The organism is Curtobacterium sp. NPDC088465 (assembly GCF_044753165.1).
Lineage (GTDB): Bacteria > Actinomycetota > Actinomycetes > Actinomycetales > Microbacteriaceae > Curtobacterium.
Genome location: NZ_JBIVMR010000002.1, coordinates 487,250 through 504,875, shown reverse-complemented (window position 1 = coordinate 504,875; position 17,626 = coordinate 487,250). Strand labels below are relative to the sequence as shown.

Genomic DNA, 17,626 nt, shown 5'->3' with positions numbered 1-17,626 from the left:
CGCGTGTGCGCCGGGCTCTGCTCGGGTGTTCTTCAGGCCCTGAATGGGCACGTGGGCGATACCAGACTCGAACTGATGACCTCTTCGGTGTGAACGAAGCGCGCTACCAACTGCGCCAATCGCCCCCTGCACTTGCGTGCCAGTCGATAGTAGCGGACGTTCGGGCCTGCACCGAACACGGCGCGTCACCCGGGTGTGGCGCGGGTGCCCTCGGTGCCTGGTGCCTGGTGCGTCGTGCTCGTGCGTAGTGCCTGGTGCGTCGTGCTCGTGCGTGGTGCTTCTGCTCGCGCTCGTGCTGATGCGTGCTGGCGCCGGGTGAGAACGGGCGTACCTGATGGGAACGGGCGTACCTGGTGCTCCGCGACGACCAGGTACGCCCGTTTCCACAGTGCACTGCGGCCGTCATGGGAAAGAACGGGCACTCGAAAAGCCCCGCGATCCGCATGAACGCGGGGGACACGCCCGGTGAACGAGGAGGATTTTGGCGGAAGGCGTCCGGTTCGTATAGAGTTCTTCTCGTCGCCGCGACAGCGGAGAGACAGGAGCGGCCCTCGGGTCGCCGAAATGCGGATGTGGCGCAGTGGTAGCGCATCACCTTGCCAAGGTGAGGGTCGCGAGTTCGAATCTCGTCATCCGCTCGAGTGTGGGAGTCTCCGGACGACCACGACTCACCAGAGGGTATCCCACCGTTCGGGTACTCACGGAGACGTGAACCTCGATGGTGGGGTGGCCGAGAGGCTAGGCAGCGGCCTGCAAAGCCGTCCACGCGGGTTCGAATCCCGTCCCCACCTCCAGCAACACCCTCCAAGATCCTGCACGACCCTGGTCAGCAGATCTCTGGGCGATTGGCGCAGCGGTAGCGCGCTTCCCTGACACGGAAGAGGTCACTGGTTCGATCCCAGTATCGCCCACCATCCGAGAACCCCCGCTCCGGCGGGGGTTTTCTCGTTCCTGCGGTCGGAACACGGGATCCGCGACGACACCCCTCCATCGCCCGTGGCCGTCGCCGAGGTGGTGGCCGTCGTCGGCCGGTCGGGAACGACTACTGGACGATGTACAGTGCCCTGAGCCGATCGACGAGCCCCGCGGCGTCCGACGGCATCGCCGCGGAGATCGGGCGGAGGGTCTCGGACCGATCGACGGGGCCGACGGCCCAGCACCGCTTGCCGAGTCCGGAGGCGATGCCTGCTTCGACGTGCGCGGCAGCGCCCGCAGGGAGCACGAGCACGAACTCGTCGGCTGCCCGGAGCGCGGCGAGGTCCTGTTCGAATCGCTTCCGCACCGCCGTCGAACCGAGCGCAGCGTCGTCGGCACCTCCTGCGACCCCGAGGACGGCGGCCTCGTCGTCGTCGTCGTCCTCCGCTCGCACGAAGGTGCCCGGACCACCTTGTACGGTGTCGGTGACGAGGAGGATGCCGTGACCGTGGAACGGGTGCTCGCCGGTCCGTGCGTGGCGTGGCCGGAGGACAGCAGCTTCATCCGGGAGGTCCTGGACCGCACCGGTGACAAGTGGACCGTGCTCGTGATGACCACGCTCGGCGACCGGACCCTGCGCTACTCGGACCTGCTGGCGAGCATCCCCGGCATCTCGCAGCGGATGCTGACCGTGACACTCAAGGCACTCGAGCGCGACGGACTCGTGGTCCGGCAGGCCCACGCGGAGATGCCGCCCCGGGTGGACTACCGCGTGACCGACCTGGGTCGGTCGTTGCAGGTCGCGGTGATGCAGCTGGCGCAGTGGGCTGCGGAGAACCACGCCGCCGTCGCCGCGAACCGGGCGCTGCACGAGCGGATCGGTGTCGGCCGGGCACGGTCCGTCGACGCGGACACGCACCCGGCCGGCTGACCGCACGGCACCGCGCTCGAGCGCCCAGTTGCGCAGCGCCGCACCGCCGACGGTGACGACGGTCCTGCCCGCGCGCTCCGGGCCGACCTGCGTACAGTGGGCGCACGAGGGGGAGCACATGGGGGAGATCCGGCGCGACGAAGCGGCGGCCGGCACGACGACGAGAGACGGGTCGAGGACACAGCGCACCGCCTTGCTCGGTCCGACCACGGCACTCGTCCTGCTCGTGCTCACCGGCTGCGTGAGCACGGCACCGCGCGGCTCCGAGGTGGATGCGGCGACCGCGAAGCGGTCGATCGTCGATCTCGTCGAGCGGTCGACGTCCGCGGTCGGTGGCGACTGGACGGTCTACCGTGGCCCGGCGGTCGAGCCGTGCGGACAGGACGTCGGGGATCGCGTCCGGTACGTCTACATCGTGGAACGAGCCGGCTCCACCACCGGGCGGCAGCGTGACGTCGAAGCCGTTCGTGCGGTCTGGGAGGACGCGGGCACGGACGTGGTCGACACGGACACGGGTGGTGCAGGCACGCGGGTCAGCATCCGCGGGACCAGCGGTCCGGTGACCTCCATCGGTCTCGATGCGGGGCCGGATCGGTACAGCATGTCCGGGGTCAGCGTGTGCGCGCCCGGGAACGCCTCGGAGCTGCGGGACGACGAGGTCGGGGACGAACGGTGAGTCGTGGGACGAGCTGGATCGCCGTGCTCGTCGTGACCGCAGCGGTCCTCACGGCGTGCAGCGCCGACCCCGGCGGGTCCGGGACGGATGCGTCCCACGCGAAGCGGTCGATCGTCGACGTGGTCGAGCACACCACGGAGTCGATCGGCGGGGACTGGAGCGTGTACAGCGGCCCGGCGGCGGAGCACTGCGAACGTGCCGGCGCTGCGCCCGGAGCTCGCTGGAGCTCCATCGTCGAGCGGTCGGCACCGGACGGAGTGGACCCGGCCGCTGACGTCGAACGGGTCGAGCAGGCGTGGAACGAACTCGAGATCACCACCGAGCGCTTCGCGAGCGGATCGGCGGACCCCCTGCTCGGCGTCCGCGGTGCCGGGGGGCCCGTGACGTCGATCGGGTTCAACGCCTTCCCCCAGCGCTACAGCGTGACCGCGGAGTCGACCTGCTTCGACGGGAGCGTCGCGGAACTCCGGGGAGCGGGGAGATCGTGACCGATGACCGGCGGGCCTACCGGATCGTCTCCCGCATCGGCTTCACCGCTGCTCCGGCGATGTTCTTCCTGCCGCTCCTCGTCCCGATGTTCTCCGGCGGCTACCGGTCGTGGCCGATCGTCTGCATGACGGCGGCGTTCGCGGTGCTCGTCTCCGCGTCCTCGTTCGCCGCCATGGCGAGCACGCCACCTGACGGGAATCCCGGGGCGCACCAGCTTTGGGCGATCCCGGTCGCCGTCGTCGCCCTGCTGCCCGGGGCGGTCCTCTCCTCCGGGCTGTACCTGACGGTGGTCGCCCTGCTGAGCCAGGCAGCTGCGACAGCGCCGGGCTGACGGAAGACGCCCGCCTGACAGGACACGCCAGCCCGACGACGGGCGCGGACGGTGCTCGTCAGACCGGACGGTAGATCGCGATCGGGGGAGCGGACGGGTCGCCGTCGTCGTGCGCGTCGCCCGTGGCGAGCCAGGTGCGACCCTCGTGCTCGATGGTCGTCGGCAGGTTGCCGTGCACGAGGATGCGGACGGCCGGCGAGTCGCCGTCGATCAGGTCCACACCGTGTGCCTCGGTGCCACCGGGGTTGTCGTGCACGTAGCTCATGCCCCGAGTGAACCCGGTCGGCCTGGGAGTCCGGGACCGTCCGGCCGCTCGCAGGGTTCGGGTCGCCGCGATCGGCCGGACGAGGGGTGGGTGGCCCCGGCGCCCCGCCCGGACGGACTCGGGGCACCGAGGAAGCATCCGGAGCCGACGGCGGCTCGGATCGGTCGGCGTCCGAGGCTTGCGGTTTCCCGCAATCCCGCACCCGACGGCGATCGACGGTGCGTGCGACGCGCCCGGCTGCGCCGTGGATCACGGTCGCGGGAACGGTTCGGGGTAGAGTGTGCGTGTACGCGGATGTGGCGCAGTGGTAGCGCATCACCTTGCCAAGGTGAGGGTCGCGAGTTCGAATCTCGTCATCCGCTCGGAACACGAAGGCCCTGGTCACCGACCAGGGCCTTCGTCGTCTCAGGCCCGGTCTCCTCGGAGAACCGGGACGACCAGGACTGTCACGCGCCGCCGAAGCGCTCTGCTCGGACGTCGGACAGGTCGTGGCCGAGCTCGCCGAGCCACCGCAGCACCTGCTCGACGAACGGGGTCGACCCGCAGACGTAGACGAGCGCTCCGGACCCGGGCGGCAGGACGGCCCGGTCGAGTCGCTCCCGTGTGAGACGCCCCACGGGTTCGTCGGACCCCTCCGGAGCGCGTCGGCTGTACACGTGCGTGACCTCGAGCGGCGCGGCCGCGCGCAGGGCGTCCGCGAGCTCCTCGCGGAAGAACACGTCCTCCGGCGTGCGGGTGGCGTACAGCAGCCGGAACGGCGTCCGGTCGGCGGCCTCGGCGTGCGCGGTGACCATCGGGAGCAGCGGGACGATGCCCGACCCGCCGGCGATCAGCTGCACGGGCCTCGTCGACGCACCGGGCCGCCACACGAACCACCCGCCGAGGGGCCCGTGCACGTCGAGGGCGTCGCCGACCTCGATCGCGTCGACCAGGAACGGGGAGACCTCGCCGCCCTCGACCCGGTCGACCGCGAGCGTCACCCGGGTGCCCGCACCGGACGAGGCGATCGAGTAGGAGCGCGACGCCTGGTAGCCGTCCTCGGCGGTGAGGCGCAGGTCGAGGTGCTGCCCCGGGTCGTTGCCCGGCCAGGTCGGGACGTCGAGGACGATGCGGCGCGCGACCGGGGTCTCTGGTGCGACGGAGGCGACCGTGGCGGCGTGCCAGGCCGGCCGTCTGCGGGCGGGGGCCGACGCGCTCGGGGCGGTCCGCGCCTCCAGGCCGTCGACGGGGGAGGGACCGCTCACCAGTACCGCTCCTCCTTCCAGGGGTCGCCGTGCATGTTGTAGCCGGCGTTCTCCCAGAAGCCCGGCTCGTCCTCGGCCTGCATGACGATGCCGCGCACCCACTTCGCGCTCTTCCAGAAGTACAGGTGGGGCACGAGCAGGCGGGCCGGGCCACCGTGCTCGGGGGTGAGGGGCGCGCCGTCGGCCTCGAAGGCGATCCACGACCGTCCACCGAGCAGCTCGGCGCGTGGCACGTTCGTCGTGTAGCCCCCGAAGCTGTGCACCGTGCAGAAGTCGAGCGAGGTCTCGACGTCCGCGAACAGGCGGTCGAGGGAGACGCCACGCCAGGGCATGTCGAGCTTCGTCCAGTGGGTGACGCAGTGGATGTCGACGGTGACGTCCTCGACGCCGAGGGCGTGCACCTCGTCCCAGGTCCAGGTGCGGAGCCCCGTCTCGGTGCGGATGGAGAAGCTCCAGTCGGCCGGCTCGATGTCGGGGGTGGCCCCGGCGGAGAGCACCGGCCAGTCGCGCACGAGGGTCTGTCCGGGCGGGATGCGCGGGTCGTCGCGGTCGTCGCGGCGGCCGCCGAAGCCCCGGGTGAACGTCGCCATGGAAGCTCCTCGTCTCGGTGCGGCGGCTCCCCGCCGTCCCGCTCGGTCCGGCGCTCCCGCGGACCCGCCGTGTAACGGATCGGTAAACACTGGAGCGCGTCGTCACCAGCGTACCGATGCCCTCGGATCGGTGCGCCCACGGGCATCGAGGGGGCGCCGAGCGGCCGTCGGGCCGAGGAGCGGGGCTCGCGCTCCGAGCTGACTCCCTCTATCGTTCACCGGAACGATTACCAGGAGGGGTCACCCCGAATGCAACCCATCGTCCACGACGACCGCGACGTCCGCGGTCCCAGCCGGCGCACACTGCTGACCGGTGCCGCCGGGCTGGCCGGGCTCGGCCTGCTCACGCTCACCGGGTGCAGCTCCGGCGCGGCAGCCGGCACCGCGGCGCTGCCCGAGGCCGCCGTGACCGGCGCGACCCGAGCGGGGGGACGGCTCCGGGTGGCACGCCCCGCTGCCTCCGCCGCGGAGACACTCGACTCGGCCAGCTCGCTGTCCGCCTACGAGTACCTCGGTGCCCTGTACAACCGGCTGGTCAGGCTCGACGAGCAGGGGACGACCGTACCCGACCTCGCCGAGGAGTGGTCCGCGAACGCCGACGGCACCGAGTGGACGTTCCGTCTTCGGCGTGGCGTGCGCTTCCACGACGGCGCACGGTTCACCGCGGACGACGCGATCGCGAGCATCCGGCACATCCTCGACGAGGCGACCGCGTCGCCGCAGGCCGGGGTCCTCGGTGAGGTCATGGACGCCTCGTCGATGACCGCGGTCGACCCGTACACGCTCCGGTTCGCGCTCACGAAGCCGAACGCCGAGTTCCCGTCGCTGCTCACCGCCTACCAGTGCTACATCGTGCCGGCGGGCGCCGTCGCGGACATCGGCCGGACGGGCATCGGCACCGGTCCCTTCCGCCTCTCGTCCTTCACGCCCGCCGGTGCCGGGAGCGTCGAGGCGTTCGAGGACCACTTCGCGGGTCGCCCGACGCTCGACGGCATCGACTTCTTCTCCGTCCAGGACACCACCGCGCGCGTCAACGCCCTGCTCGCGGGCCAGGTCGACCTCATCTCGCAGACGAACCTCGACTTCGCCACCGCCCGGGTCGTCGCGGCCTCCGACCGCGCGACGATCGCCCGCTCCACGAACGCGCAGTGGTACACGATCCCGATGCTCGCGACGAGCGACGAGTTCGCCGACCCGAGGGTTCGACAGGCGATGAAGCTCGCGTACGACCCGCGCACGATCGTCGACACGGCCCTGCAGGGCACGGGGGCGCCCGGCTGGGACAACCCGGTGCCGCCGCAGCTCGCCGCCTTCGTCGACGAGCACCGCGAACACGACCCGGACAAGGCGCGCGCACTGCTCCGGGCCGCCGGTGCCGAGGGGCTCCGCACGTCCATCTACACGTCGTCCTACGAGTCGGTCTTCACCCCGTTGGCGGTGGCCTACCGCGACGCGGTCGCCGACGCGGGCATCCGGCTGACGATCCGGAACGCGAGCGCCGACTCCTACTACACCCAGATCTGGATGCAGAAGCCGCTCATGGTGAGCTACTGGTTCACCGGGCGACCGATCGACCAGCTGCTCAACCAGATCTTCCGCACCGGATCCTCCTACAACGAGAGCGCCTGGTCGAACCCGACCTTCGACACGCTCCTCGACGACGCCCGCGCCGAGATGGACGACGCGAAGCGCCGGACGCTCTACCAGGACGCCCAGCGGCTCGTCGTCGAGGACGGCGCCGACATGACCCCGATGTTCGGGGACCGCCTGGTCGGGCTGTCCCGCGACGTCGTCAACTACTCGGAGTACGGCTTCGAGTTCGACTGGCTCCGGATCGGACTGCGCCGATGAACGTCCTCGTCCCCGCCCTCCGTCGACTCGGCATCGCCGTGCTGACGGTGGTCCTCGCATCACTGTTCGTGTTCCTCGCGGTGCAGGCGCTGCCCGGCGACGTCGCGCAGCAGCTGCTCGGGCAGAACGCCACGCCCGAGGCGGTCCAGCAGCTCCGGGCGACCCTCGGGCTCGACGAGAACGTCTGGCTCCGGTACCTGCAGTGGCTCGCCGGCGCCGCACACGGCGACTTCGGCACGTCGCTCGTCAGCGGCGAGCCGGTGGCGCCGACGCTCCTCACGGCGTTCCGGAACAGCATGCTCATCGCCCTCCCGGCGATGCTGGTCGGCGTGACGCTGTCGCTCGCGCTCGGCGTGCTCGCGGGTGTCCGCCGCGGTCGTGCGACCGACCGGGTCGTCTCGACCGTCAGCCTCCTCGTGATGAGCGTCCCCGAGTTCATGGTCGCGACCGTCCTGGTGCTGCTGTTCGCGATCGGCCTGCCGGTGTTCCCGGCCGTCGTGCTCCGCGGGAGCGACGCCACCGTCGCGGAACTCCTGCCGACCGTCTGGCTGCCGATCGTCGTGCTGACGCTCGCGATGGCGGCGTACATCCTCCGCACCGCGCGCTCGTCGACCATCGACGTGATGGCGTCCGAGTTCGTGACCACCGCCGAGCTCAAGGGCCTGACGATGCGCAGGGTGGTGTGGAAGCACGCACTGCCGAGTGCGCTGCTGCCGACGCTCAACGTCATCGCGCTCAACGTCGCCTGGCTGCTCGGCGGGGTGGTGGTCGTGGAGAACGTCTTCAACTACCCGGGCATGGGCAAGCTCATGCTCGAGTCGGTCTCGAACCGCGACCTGCCGACCATCGAGGCGATCGCGCTGCTGAGCGCCCTCGTCTACGTCGTCTGCAACCTCGCGGCCGACCTCGTCGCCCTCGCACTCGACCCGAAGCTCCGCACGCGGCAACGCCGCACCCGGACCCGCCCGGTCCGCAGCACACGGAAGGCCCACGCATGACCGCCGTCGCCCCACGCTCCCGCAGCGTCCTCGGCGCGGCCGTCGCGCCGTTCCGCAGCTCGACGGCACTCGGCGTCGGCCTCGCGTTCATCGCCGTGCACCTCGTGCTGGCGGTGCTCGCGCCCGTCATCGCCGGACACGACCCCGTCGCGACGGACGCCGCGGACGTGCTCGCCGGCCCGAGCTGGGCCCACTGGCTCGGCACGGACCAGTACGGACGCGACCTGCTGTCGCGCACGCTCAACGGCGGCCGGTACGCGCTGCTCGTGACCTTCCTCGCCACCACCATCGCCGTCGCCGTCGGTAGCGTCCTCGGCTGCGTCACGGCGTACGCGGACAACTGGTTCGACGAGGTCGTCATGCGCGTGGTCGACGCGCTGCTCAGCGTGCCCTCGATCCTCGCGCTCCTCGTCGTCGTGACCGTCTTCGACGCCGGACTCTGGGTCATCGTGCTCGCGGTGACCGTCGTCTACGCACCCGCCGTCACCCGCGTCGTCCGTGGTGCCGCGCGGACGGTGATCACGCAGGACTACGTCACCGCGGCCCGCGCCCGCGGCGAGCGCGCCGTGTCGATCGTGTTCCGTGAGATCCTGCCGAACGTGCTCGACGTCGTCCTCGTCGAGTTCGCCATGCGGGCGTCCTGGATCGTCCTGCTCGTCGCGTCGCTGTCCTTCCTCGGCTTCGGGGCGAACCCACCGACGCCCGACTGGGGGCTCATGGTGCAGGAGAACCGGACGGCGCTGACCGTGGTGCCGCTCGGCACCCTCGCGCCGATCGTGGCGCTGGCGACGCTCGTCGTCGGCCTCAACCTCGCCGCCGACGGGCTGGCCAAGTCGCTCGGCGTCGACCGCGCACAGCAGGGAGCGGGCGCATGACCGACCAGCAGACCGTCCACCGCCCGCAGGCGGGGGAGCCCGAGCAGCGGCCGCTCGTGCGCGTCGAGGACCTCGCCGTGTCCTACGCCGCCGGGCGTCGCACGGTGCCCGTCGTACGCGGCGTGTCCTTCAGCGTCGCCGCTGGTCGCACGCTCGGCCTCGTCGGTGAGTCGGGCAGCGGCAAGTCCACCGTGGCCCGCACCCTGCTCGCACACCTGCGCGCCGGGTCGCGCATCACCGACGGCCGCGTCCTCGTCGACGGTCAGGACGTCTTCGCCCTCTCGGCCGCGGGGCGTCGGGCGCTGCGGGGCGGGACGGCCTCGGTGGTGGCGCAGAACGCCGGGCAGGCGCTCACCCCGTCGATGCGCGTCGGGGAACAGGTCCGCGAGGCCCTGCGCGCACACGGCGAGCCCGACGGGCCCGACCGCGTCGTGGAGCTCCTGCGGCTCGTCCGGCTCCCCGACCCCGACACCATCGTCCGGCGCTTCCCGCACCAGCTCTCCGGTGGGCAGCAGCAGCGCGTCGCCATCGCCATGGCGGTCGCCGCGCGCCCGCGCGTCCTGGTGCTCGACGAACCGACGACCGCGCTGGACGTGGTCACGCAGGCGGCCGTCCTCGACCTCGTCGCCGACCTGGGCCGCGAGCTCGGCATGGCCGTGCTGCTCGTGAGCCACGACCTCGGGGTGGTGTCCGCGATGGCGGACGAGATCGCCGTCATGCGCGCCGGTGAGGTCGTCGAGCACGCCGCAACGGCGGCGCTCTTCGCCACGCCGCAGCACGAGTACACCCGCGCGTTGCTCGCCGCGGTACCGGACGGCCGACGGCCGGAGCAGCGACGACCGGAGCAGCGCCGGACGGGAGGCGCGGACCGCCCCCGGCGTGACGCGCGCGTCCCCGGGACGGTCGCCGACACCGCGACCGGCAGCGTGCCTCCCGGGTCGCCGGTCGAGCCGGCGGTCGAGCGCCCCGTCGTCGACGCCCAGGACCTCGTGGTCCGGTACCGACGCGGCCTGCCGGCCGCCGTCGACGGTGTCTCGTTCGCCATCGCGCCGCGCGAGACCCTCGCGGTCGTGGGGGAGTCGGGCAGCGGGAAGTCCACGCTCGCGACGACCCTCGCCGGCCTCGTGCCCGCCGAGTCGGGCTCGTTCACCTACGACGACGGCACGGTGCGCGGTGACCTCCGCGAACCGGTCGCGGCGCGGTCGCAGGAGCTCCGACGTGCCGTGCAGCTCGTGTTCCAGAACGCCGACACCTCGCTCAACCCCCGTCGCACCGTCGGTGCTGCCGTCGGTCGGCCGCTCCGGCTGTTCACCGGGAGCTCCTCGCGGGCGCGCGTCGGCGAACTCCTCACGCAGGTCGGACTCGGCCCGGAGTACGCCGACCGGCTGCCGGCGCAGCTGTCCGGCGGACAACGGCAGCGCGTGGGCATCGCCCGCGCTCTGGCAGCCGAGCCCCGGCTCGTGATCGCCGACGAGATCACCACGGCGCTGGACGTGCAGGTCCAGGCCGGCATCCTCGCGCTGCTCGACGACCTCCGCCGCGAGCGCGGGCTGAGCTGCCTGTTCATCAGCCACGACCTCGCCGTCGTGCGGGGCGTCGCCGACCGGGTGGCGGTGATGACCGGCGGGCGCATCGTCGAGGTCGGCCCGACCGAGCGCGTCTTCACCGGGACGAACCACCCGTACACGCGCACCCTGCTGCGGGCGACGCTCGAACCGGGGCAGACCGAGCTCCCCGACGTCGGCGACGGCGTGCAGCGCTGGCGGGATGCCCCGGGCTGGACGGACCACGGCGACGGACACCGCACGAGGAACTGGGAGGACGCATGAGCACCCCGCACCTGACCGCGATCGGCCCCGACCCGCAGCTGCCCGAGGGCGTCACGGTCCGGGACGAGTGGATCCCGATGCCCGACGGCGTCCGGCTGCACGCGCGCACCTGGGCGCCCGCCGCCCCCGACGGACCGCTGCCGGTGCTCCTGGAGTACCTGCCGTACCGGCTCGACGACTGGACCGCCCCCCGCGACTCCGAACGGCACCCCTGGTACGCGCAGCACGGGTACGCGTCGGTCCGGGTCGACATCCGCGGCACGGGGTCGTCGGACGGCTTCTTCGACGACGAGTACAGCGAGCAGGAGCTCCGTGACGGCGAGGCGGTCATCGCGTGGCTCGCCGCGCAGCCGTGGTCCTCGGGTGCGGTCGGGATGTTCGGCATCTCGTGGGGTGGCTTCAACGCGCTGCAGCTCGCCGCACGGGCCCCGGCGGCCCTGCGAGCGATCGTCACGGTGTGCTCGACCGACGACCGGTACGACAACGACGTGCACTACGTCGGCGGTGCGGTCCTCGGCATCGACATGACGGCCTGGGGCGCAACCATGTTCGCCTTCAACTCGCGGCCGCCGCGTCCCGAGGTCGTCGGGCCGGACTGGGTCGACCGGTGGCGGGCACGGCTGGGCCGGAACCGGCCGATGACCCCCGTGTGGCTGTCGCACCAGGAGCGCGACGACTACTGGCGGCACGGCAGCGCTGGTGAGGACCACTCCGCGATCCGGGCAGCGGTGCTCGCGGTCGGCGGGTGGGCGGACCCCTACCGGGACGCCGTGCTCCGCCTGGTGGAGCACGTCGACGCACCGGTGAAGGGCATCGTCGGTCCGTGGTCGCACCAGTACCCGGACCGCGGTCTCGCGCCGGGGCCGTCCATCGGGTTCCTGCAGGAGACGCTCCGGTGGTGGGACCGGTGGTTGCAGGACGTCGACACCGGGGTCGAGGACGACCCGGCCCTCCGCGCCTGGATCAACGAGGGCGAGGCCCCCGCCACCCACTACGCCGAGCGCCGGGGCCGGTGGGTCGCCGCCGAGGCCTGGCCGTCGACCGCCTCCGCCGACCGCACGGTCCCCCTCGACCTGCTGCGCGGTGGTGGGGACGGCCCGGTGGTCGTGCGGTCGCCGCAGCACACCGGTGTCGACGCCGGTCGGTTCTTCCCGTTCGGCAACGCCACCGACCTGCCGCCGGACCAGCGCGCCGAGGACGGCCGCTCGGTGTGCTTCGACCTGCCCGTCGACGAGGCGTTCGACGTCCTCGGCAACGTCACGGTGCGCCTCACCGTGACGAGCGACCTCCCGCGGGCGACGCTCACGGTCCGGCTGTGCGACGTCGCGCCGGACGGGTCCTCCACACTCGTGACCCGCGGCGTGTGCAACGCCGCGAAGCGGGCCGGAGCCGACCGTGCCGACCCGCTCGAGCCCGGCGTGCCGACCGAGCTGGACGTCCGGCTCGTCTCGACCGGACACCGCTTCGCCGCGGGCCACCGGGTGCGGCTCGCGGTGTCCTCGTCGTACTGGCCCTGGGTCTGGCCGCACGGTGCCGCGGCGACCGTGACGCTCGACCCGGCGGCGTCGTCCGTCACCCTGCCCACGTGGACGAGGGCGACGGACGACGGTGTGCGGTTCGAGGAGCCGATCCGGTCGACCCCACTCGCGATCGAGCGGACCTCGCCCGTCGACCCGCTGCCGCAGCGGACCGTCACGCACGACGTGGAGACGGGGGAGTGGACCCTCGACGTCGACCCGGGGTACGGCGGCGGCCGCGTCTACCCGGACGGGCTCGTCTTCACCGAGGACGCGCGCGAGACGTACCGGATCCGACAGGACGACCCGACGAGCGCTCGTGCCACCTCGCGCTGGGCTATCGGGCTCGACCAGCCGGAGTGGGCGGCACGGGTCGAGACGACGTCGGACGTGACCGCGACGGCCGACGCCTTCCAGCTGGTGAACACCGTGCGCGCCTGGGCCCGCGACGGCGCGACCGGAGCGCCCGAGGTGCTCGTCGCCGAGCACACCTTCACCGACGAGGTCCCGAGGACGTCGGCGTGACCGGGGCCTCCCGCGTCCGGCAGCGTCCGGAGGTGCGCCGGGCGATGATCGTCGACGCGGCGCGCGCGGTCATCGTGCAGCGCGGCGTCGGCGCGACGGGCCTCCGCGACATCGCGGCGGCGGCGGACGTGTCGGTCGGCACGGTTACCTACCACTTCGGCAGCGTCGCGGAGATCCTCAACGAGGTCGTCGTGCTCGAGACGGAGCGCTTCTACGGTGCGATCGTCGCCGCGGTGGACGCCGAGCCGGACCCCGTGGTCGGACTCCGGATGCTCGTCGGACCACTGTTCGGCGACACCGAGCAGGTCCGGCAGCACTGGCGCATCTGGTCGGACTACTGGACCGCCGTCGCCCGACGGCCGGAGGTCGCAGCGGAGTACGCCGAACGGATCCGCGTGTGGGAGGCGTGCCTCGTCCGTGTGGTCGAGCGCGGGCTCGCCGACGGCGTGTTCCACACCGAGGACGGCCCGGAGGTCGTGGCGCTGCGACTCGCGGCCTACAGCGACGGTGTCGCGACGCAGATCGCGCAGGGCGTCCCGACCCTCACCAACGCGGTCGCGCTCGCGTGGATGTGGCGGTTCCTGTCCCAGGAGCTGGGGATCGACGCGGCGACGATCGCGGGCGCGGGGCAGGGGACCCCCGACGAGGGCTGACGTGCTCCGGTACGGCGCAGGCGGAGCAGGTCAGCGCCGGAGCACGTCAGCGCCGGTGCGCGCTCGTCTCGTGGTCGTCGAACAGGACGTCGGGAGCGTCGACCCGGCGATCGGTCACGGTGGTCGGGCTCTCGAGGTGCACGGCGCCGGACGGCAGGATGCCCGCGCCGCCGAAGCGCTCCATCACCCGCCACTGCGCGACGACGTCCTCGCCGGAGTGCTGCGGGGGCAGGGCGTCCCAGAACCGGAAGCCACCCACCTGTTCGAGGGCGGCACGGTCGTAGACGACGCACGCGCCGACCCAGGCGACCCGGTAGGGCACCCACCCTCCGGTCTCGACGTCGAGCTCCGCTGCGACGTGTGCCGGGTTCGCGGCGTTGTGCAGCGACAGTCGGTCGAAGCCGGGCGTCCCGCGGCGCACGACCTCGGGCACGACCGGGCCGTCCCACGGTTCGAACACGGCGGTCTCGTGCGGTCGACGGTCCTCCAGGTACGACAGGCCCTGGACGGCGCTGCCGACGAAGCCGCACCCCAGGTCGCGGAGCGCGTCGAGCATCCGGCGGACGGTGCCCGGTTCGAGCCAGACGTCGTCGTCGAGGTAGAGCACCGCGGGGGCGGTCGCGTGGTCGAGGAGGTGCTGCCGGTGCTCCGCCAGACCACGCCGTTCCGGGTGGGCGAGGAGCGTGACGGGACGGCCCTGTGCCTCCAGGACGCGGAGCATGGCGGCAACCGCCGGTTCGGAGGCGGCGTCCTGGCCCGCTGACTGGTCACTGAGGACCAGTCGCAGGTCGACGTCGGTCTGCGCCGCGAGCCCGGCGAGCGTCGTCGCGAGCTCGGCCGGCCGCCCGACGGTCGGCACCAGCACGTCGACCTCGGCCGGACCGCGGTCGTCCGTCCGGGGGCGTGCCCAGGCACCGGACCACCGGGCGGCGGTCACGGTGCCGGGTCGGGCTCGACGGCGGGTGCCGTGGAGTCCGCGGTGTCGGTCGCCGGAGCCGTGCCGGCGGCTGCGGCTGCGGCTGCGGTGGCCTCGCGGATGCGCCGCACGACCGCGGTCGTCGAGTGCTCCGGCACGTAGTCGACCATCACGACCTCACCGCCGTACGCCCGGACGACCCCCGTCTCCTCGAGCATCTCGGGGGAGTAGTCGCCGCCCTTGACGTAGACCTCGGGGCGCAGGCGCTCGATGAGCGGGATCGGGGTGTCCGTCGCGAAGACGGTCACGAGGTCGACGCAGGCGAGGGCGGCGAGCACGCCGGCCCGGTCCTCGGCGGTGTTGATCGGACGCTCCGGACCCTTGAGCCGGCGGACCGAGTCGTCGTCGTTGAGGGCGACCACGAGCAGGTCGCCGAGCTCGCGGGCCTGCCGGAGGTAGGTGGTGTGCCCGCGGTGCACGACGTCGAAGCAGCCGTTCGTGAAGACCACGCGACGGCCAGCGGCACGGGCGGCGTCGACGGCCAGGGCGAGGTCGTCGTGGTCGACCACGGTCGCGGCGGGGGCCGTCACGGAGTCGATCAGGGCCGCGGCGGTGCAGACCGAGGTGCCCGCCTCGCGGACCACGACGTCGGCGGCGGCCTGCGCCACGGCGATCGCGTCACGGAGCGGAGCACGCACAGCCAAGGCGACCGTGGCGGCGGCACAGAACGTGTCACCCGCGCCGGATGCCTGCTGCTCGGACGCCGGCGTCGCGCGGGTGCGGAAGGCCTGGTCCGCGCCGGGCTCGAGCAGGACGGTACCGTCGCGGTCGAGGGTGACGACCGCCGCACGGGCGCCGCTGCGGGCGAGGACCTCCTGCCGGGCGTCCACGACGACGGGCACCCGGGCCGAGCCGGCTCCGAGGTCGCGACCGAGCAGGCCGGCGGTCTCGCCGGCGTTCGGGGTGACCAGGTCGGGGTGCAGGTCGGCCCACCGCGTCAGGTCGTGGGCATCGACGACGACGGCACCGGGGCGGTCGCGGTCGAGCACGGGCACGACGTCCTCGGGCTGCACACCGAGGCCGTAGTCGCACACCACGGCGGCGTCGGCGCCCCGGACGGCGCGTGCGACGGCCTCGCCGAGGCGGGCACCCGCGTGCGCGTCCGGCGCGGCCGCGATCTCGTCGACGCGGACGACCACGCGGTCGCCGCCGACCACCCGCGACTTCGTGGTGGTGCGGGCACCGGCGACCTCGACCAGGTGGGTCGTGTCGACGCCGGCGGTCTCGAGCCGGTTGCGGAGGACGCGTCCGGACTCGTCGTCACCGATGAGTCCGACCATGCGGACACGGGCGCCGAGGGCGCGGGCGTTCACCGCCGTGTTCGCGGCGCCGCCCGGGACGGCGACCGTCTCGGTCACACGGACCACGGGCGCCGGGGCCTCGCGGGAGACGCGCTCGGCCTCCCCGACGGTCCAGCGGTCGAGGATGCAGTCGCCGATGACGACGACGAGCGGTTCGCGGTCGTCGACCGAGGCGACCAGGTCGCGGACGAGGCGGACGTCGGCGGTCATCGGGTTCCTCCGGTGGTGCGTGCGGGGGCGGACTCGAGGTGCACGACGGTGGTGGTCGTCATCTCGTCGAGCAGGTGCGGGCCGTAGCCGAAGCCGGCGCCCGAGGCCCCGCGCGGCTGGGCGCTGCCACCCGGTGCCCCGCCGAACACCGCGTTCACCTTGACGGTGCCGACGGGGAGCTCGGCTGCGGCGCGGAGGGCGTGACCGGTGTCGCCGGTGAGCACCGTCGCCGCGAGGCCGTACCGGTCGGCCGCGGCGAGGCGCAGGCCCTCGTCGAACGACTCGACGACACGGACCGGTGCGAGGGGGCCGAAGGTCTCCTCGGTCATCACGAGCATGTCGTCGGTGCAGTCGGTCAGGACGGTGGCCGGGTAGAACGTGCCGACACCGCCGGGCGTCGTCCCGCCCGTGCGCACGGTGGCGCCGCGCTGCACGGCGTCGTCGACGTGGGCCTGCACGGTGCCGCGGAGCCGGTCGTCGACGAGCGGACCGAACTCGGCGGCGGGCGATGCCGTCCGTCGCTCCGCCTCGGCGACGAGCGCCGCGGTGAACTCCACGGCGACGTCGCGGTGCACGTAGACGCGCTCGACGCTCGTGCAGATCTGACCCGTGTTCGCGAAGGCGCCGAGCGCGACCTGTGCGGCGGCCCACGCGGGGTCCACGTCGGCGTCCACGACGACCGCGTCGTTGCCGCCGTTCTCGCGGATGACGTGCGCGCGCGTGCTCGCGGCGACCTCGGAGAGGCGGTCGCCGGTGGCGGTGGAGCCGACGTGGGCGTACACGTCGATGCCGTCCTGCCCGAGCAGCGCCTCGCCGGTCGAGGCGTCACCGTCGACGCCCACCAGGACGCCCTCCGGCAGGACCTCGGCGAGCAGCGTGTTCAGCCGGGCGATCGTGCCGGGGCACCGCTCGCTGCCCTTGTGCACCACGGTGTTCCCGGTGACGAGCGCGGCACCGAGGATCCCGAGCGCCACGGCCACCGGGTCGTTCCACGGCGTCAGGGCGAGCACCACGCCGCGGGGGTGGGGGACCGACCAGTCGGCCGCACCGAACTGCCCGCGGAGCGCCTCGCCGCGGTGGACCGGGCCGAGCTCGGCGTACTGCACGAGCGTCCCGATGCCGGCCTGCACGCCGCCCATCGCGTCGCCGGGCACCTTCCCGGTCTCCCGGGTGTTCAGGTCGGCGAGCTCCTGGGCGTGGTCACGGAGGTGCGCTGCTGCTGCGTGCAGCAGGGCTCCGCGCTCCGCCGGTGCGGTGCGCGCCCACGCGGGTGCGGCCGCCCGTGCGCGCGCGACAGCGTTCGCGACGTCCTCGCTCGTGGAGCGCGGGGTCGTCGTGGCGATCGACCCGTCGACGGGGTCGGTGACGACCATGTGGTCGGTGTCGGTCGCGGTCGCTGACGGGGTGGCGAGGGTCATGGTGTCCTTCCGGAGACGGGCGTACGGTTCCA

17 protein-coding genes and 5 tRNA genes are annotated in these 17,626 nt (G+C 73.1%); 14 read left to right on the top strand and 8 right to left on the bottom strand.

What is annotated here, in order from left to right; translation table 11 throughout:
• Nucleotides 1–52: 52 nt before the first annotated feature.
• A tRNA-Val gene (locus tag ACIP6W_RS09730) sits at nt 53–125 on the bottom strand.
• A gap of 441 nt (nt 126–566) precedes the next feature.
• On the opposite strand from ACIP6W_RS09730, the gene ACIP6W_RS09725 reads away from it, so the two are divergent.
• The 3 genes from ACIP6W_RS09725 (at nt 567) to ACIP6W_RS09715 (ending at nt 914) form a co-directional block, all read left to right on the top strand.
• A tRNA-Gly gene (locus tag ACIP6W_RS09725) sits at nt 567–638 on the top strand.
• 82 nt (nt 639–720) lie between these two features.
• Nucleotides 721–794: transfer RNA gene (locus ACIP6W_RS09720), tRNA-Cys, on the top strand.
• 45 nt (nt 795–839) lie between these two features.
• A tRNA-Val gene (locus tag ACIP6W_RS09715) sits at nt 840–914 on the top strand.
• A 128-nt stretch (nt 915–1,042) separates the two neighbouring features.
• Here the strand turns inward: ACIP6W_RS09715 and ACIP6W_RS09710 are convergent.
• Entirely contained in the window at nt 1,043–1,369 is a 327-nt protein-coding gene (locus ACIP6W_RS09710) for a hypothetical protein (protein WP_400429206.1), read from the bottom strand.
• Between the two features lie 48 nt (nt 1,370–1,417).
• Between ACIP6W_RS09710 and ACIP6W_RS09705 the strand changes: the two genes are divergently transcribed.
• From ACIP6W_RS09705 to ACIP6W_RS09690, 4 genes are all read left to right on the top strand, one after another.
• On the top strand, nt 1,418–1,846 hold the full coding sequence (locus ACIP6W_RS09705; RefSeq protein WP_400429204.1) for a winged helix-turn-helix transcriptional regulator: 429 nt from the start codon (nt 1,418–1,420) through the stop codon (nt 1,844–1,846).
• A 118-nt stretch (nt 1,847–1,964) separates the two neighbouring features.
• Nucleotides 1,965–2,522: a hypothetical protein gene (locus ACIP6W_RS09700; RefSeq protein ID WP_400429202.1), complete on the top strand. Its 558-nt coding sequence runs from the start codon at nt 1,965–1,967 to the stop codon at nt 2,520–2,522.
• Nucleotides 2,519–3,010: a hypothetical protein gene (locus ACIP6W_RS09695; protein WP_400429200.1), complete on the top strand. Its 492-nt coding sequence runs from the start codon at nt 2,519–2,521 to the stop codon at nt 3,008–3,010. Before ACIP6W_RS09700 ends, ACIP6W_RS09695 begins: the two co-directional genes overlap by 4 nt.
• Nucleotides 3,007–3,342, top strand: coding sequence for a hypothetical protein (locus ACIP6W_RS09690; protein ID WP_400429198.1), 336 nt, complete (start codon nt 3,007–3,009; stop codon nt 3,340–3,342). Before ACIP6W_RS09695 ends, ACIP6W_RS09690 begins: the two co-directional genes overlap by 4 nt.
• A 58-nt stretch (nt 3,343–3,400) precedes the next feature.
• On the opposite strand, the gene ACIP6W_RS09685 is transcribed toward ACIP6W_RS09690, so the two are convergent.
• Nucleotides 3,401–3,607: a hypothetical protein gene (locus tag ACIP6W_RS09685; protein WP_066654223.1), complete on the bottom strand. Its 207-nt coding sequence runs from the start codon at nt 3,605–3,607 to the stop codon at nt 3,401–3,403.
• A gap of 290 nt (nt 3,608–3,897) precedes the next feature.
• Between ACIP6W_RS09685 and ACIP6W_RS09680 the strand changes: the two genes are divergently transcribed.
• A tRNA-Gly gene (locus tag ACIP6W_RS09680) sits at nt 3,898–3,969 on the top strand.
• 84 nt (nt 3,970–4,053) lie between these two features.
• On the opposite strand, the gene ACIP6W_RS09675 is transcribed toward ACIP6W_RS09680, so the two are convergent.
• Together ACIP6W_RS09675 and ACIP6W_RS09670 are read right to left on the bottom strand one after the other, a co-directional pair.
• Nucleotides 4,054–4,851, bottom strand: coding sequence for an FAD-binding oxidoreductase (locus ACIP6W_RS09675; protein ID WP_271826142.1), 798 nt, complete (start codon nt 4,849–4,851; stop codon nt 4,054–4,056).
• Nucleotides 4,848–5,441 (bottom strand): molybdopterin-dependent oxidoreductase, encoded by a 594-nt coding sequence (locus tag ACIP6W_RS09670; protein ID WP_066654225.1) that lies wholly within the window; start codon nt 5,439–5,441, stop codon nt 4,848–4,850. The genes ACIP6W_RS09675 and ACIP6W_RS09670 overlap by 4 nt, the downstream gene beginning before the upstream one ends.
• 249 nt (nt 5,442–5,690) lie before the next feature.
• Between ACIP6W_RS09670 and ACIP6W_RS09665 the strand changes: the two genes are divergently transcribed.
• The 6 genes from ACIP6W_RS09665 to ACIP6W_RS09640 are packed head-to-tail and all read left to right on the top strand — an operon-like array spanning nt 5,691 to nt 13,689.
• Complete coding sequence (locus tag ACIP6W_RS09665; RefSeq protein ID WP_400429196.1) at nt 5,691–7,292, top strand: ABC transporter substrate-binding protein; 1,602 nt, start codon at nt 5,691–5,693, stop codon at nt 7,290–7,292.
• Nucleotides 7,289–8,290: an ABC transporter permease gene (locus ACIP6W_RS09660; protein WP_209682659.1), complete on the top strand. Its 1,002-nt coding sequence runs from the start codon at nt 7,289–7,291 to the stop codon at nt 8,288–8,290. The genes ACIP6W_RS09665 and ACIP6W_RS09660 overlap by 4 nt, the downstream gene beginning before the upstream one ends.
• On the top strand, nt 8,287–9,165 hold the full coding sequence (locus tag ACIP6W_RS09655; RefSeq protein ID WP_066654231.1) for an ABC transporter permease: 879 nt from the start codon (nt 8,287–8,289) through the stop codon (nt 9,163–9,165). Before ACIP6W_RS09660 ends, ACIP6W_RS09655 begins: the two co-directional genes overlap by 4 nt.
• Nucleotides 9,162–10,994 carry a dipeptide ABC transporter ATP-binding protein gene (locus tag ACIP6W_RS09650; protein WP_400429193.1) on the top strand — a complete coding sequence of 611 codons (1,833 nt, stop codon included), beginning with the start codon at nt 9,162–9,164 and terminating at the stop codon, nt 10,992–10,994. Before ACIP6W_RS09655 ends, ACIP6W_RS09650 begins: the two co-directional genes overlap by 4 nt.
• Nucleotides 10,991–13,036 carry a CocE/NonD family hydrolase gene (locus ACIP6W_RS09645; RefSeq protein ID WP_400429191.1) on the top strand — a complete coding sequence of 682 codons (2,046 nt, stop codon included), beginning with the start codon at nt 10,991–10,993 and terminating at the stop codon, nt 13,034–13,036. Before ACIP6W_RS09650 ends, ACIP6W_RS09645 begins: the two co-directional genes overlap by 4 nt.
• A complete protein-coding gene (locus ACIP6W_RS09640; RefSeq protein ID WP_066654237.1) occupies nt 13,033–13,689 on the top strand; it encodes a TetR/AcrR family transcriptional regulator in 657 nt (218 codons plus the stop codon). The genes ACIP6W_RS09645 and ACIP6W_RS09640 overlap by 4 nt, the downstream gene beginning before the upstream one ends.
• Before the next feature lie 46 nt (nt 13,690–13,735).
• Here ACIP6W_RS09640 and ACIP6W_RS09635 read toward each other — a convergent pair whose 3' ends face one another.
• Genes ACIP6W_RS09635 through ACIP6W_RS09625 form a run of 3 tightly spaced genes read right to left on the bottom strand, consistent with a single transcriptional unit; the run spans nt 13,736 to nt 17,594 of the window.
• Nucleotides 13,736–14,626: a glycosyltransferase gene (locus ACIP6W_RS09635; RefSeq protein WP_400429189.1), complete on the bottom strand. Its 891-nt coding sequence runs from the start codon at nt 14,624–14,626 to the stop codon at nt 13,736–13,738.
• Complete coding sequence (gene rfaE2, locus ACIP6W_RS09630) at nt 14,623–16,176, bottom strand: D-glycero-beta-D-manno-heptose 1-phosphate adenylyltransferase (RefSeq protein ID WP_400429185.1); 1,554 nt, start codon at nt 16,174–16,176, stop codon at nt 14,623–14,625. Before rfaE2 ends, ACIP6W_RS09635 begins: the two co-directional genes overlap by 4 nt.
• Nucleotides 16,173–17,594 carry an aldehyde dehydrogenase family protein gene (locus tag ACIP6W_RS09625; protein WP_400429183.1) on the bottom strand — a complete coding sequence of 474 codons (1,422 nt, stop codon included), beginning with the start codon at nt 17,592–17,594 and terminating at the stop codon, nt 16,173–16,175. The genes rfaE2 and ACIP6W_RS09625 overlap by 4 nt, the downstream gene beginning before the upstream one ends.
• Nucleotides 17,595–17,626: the final 32 nt, after the last annotated feature.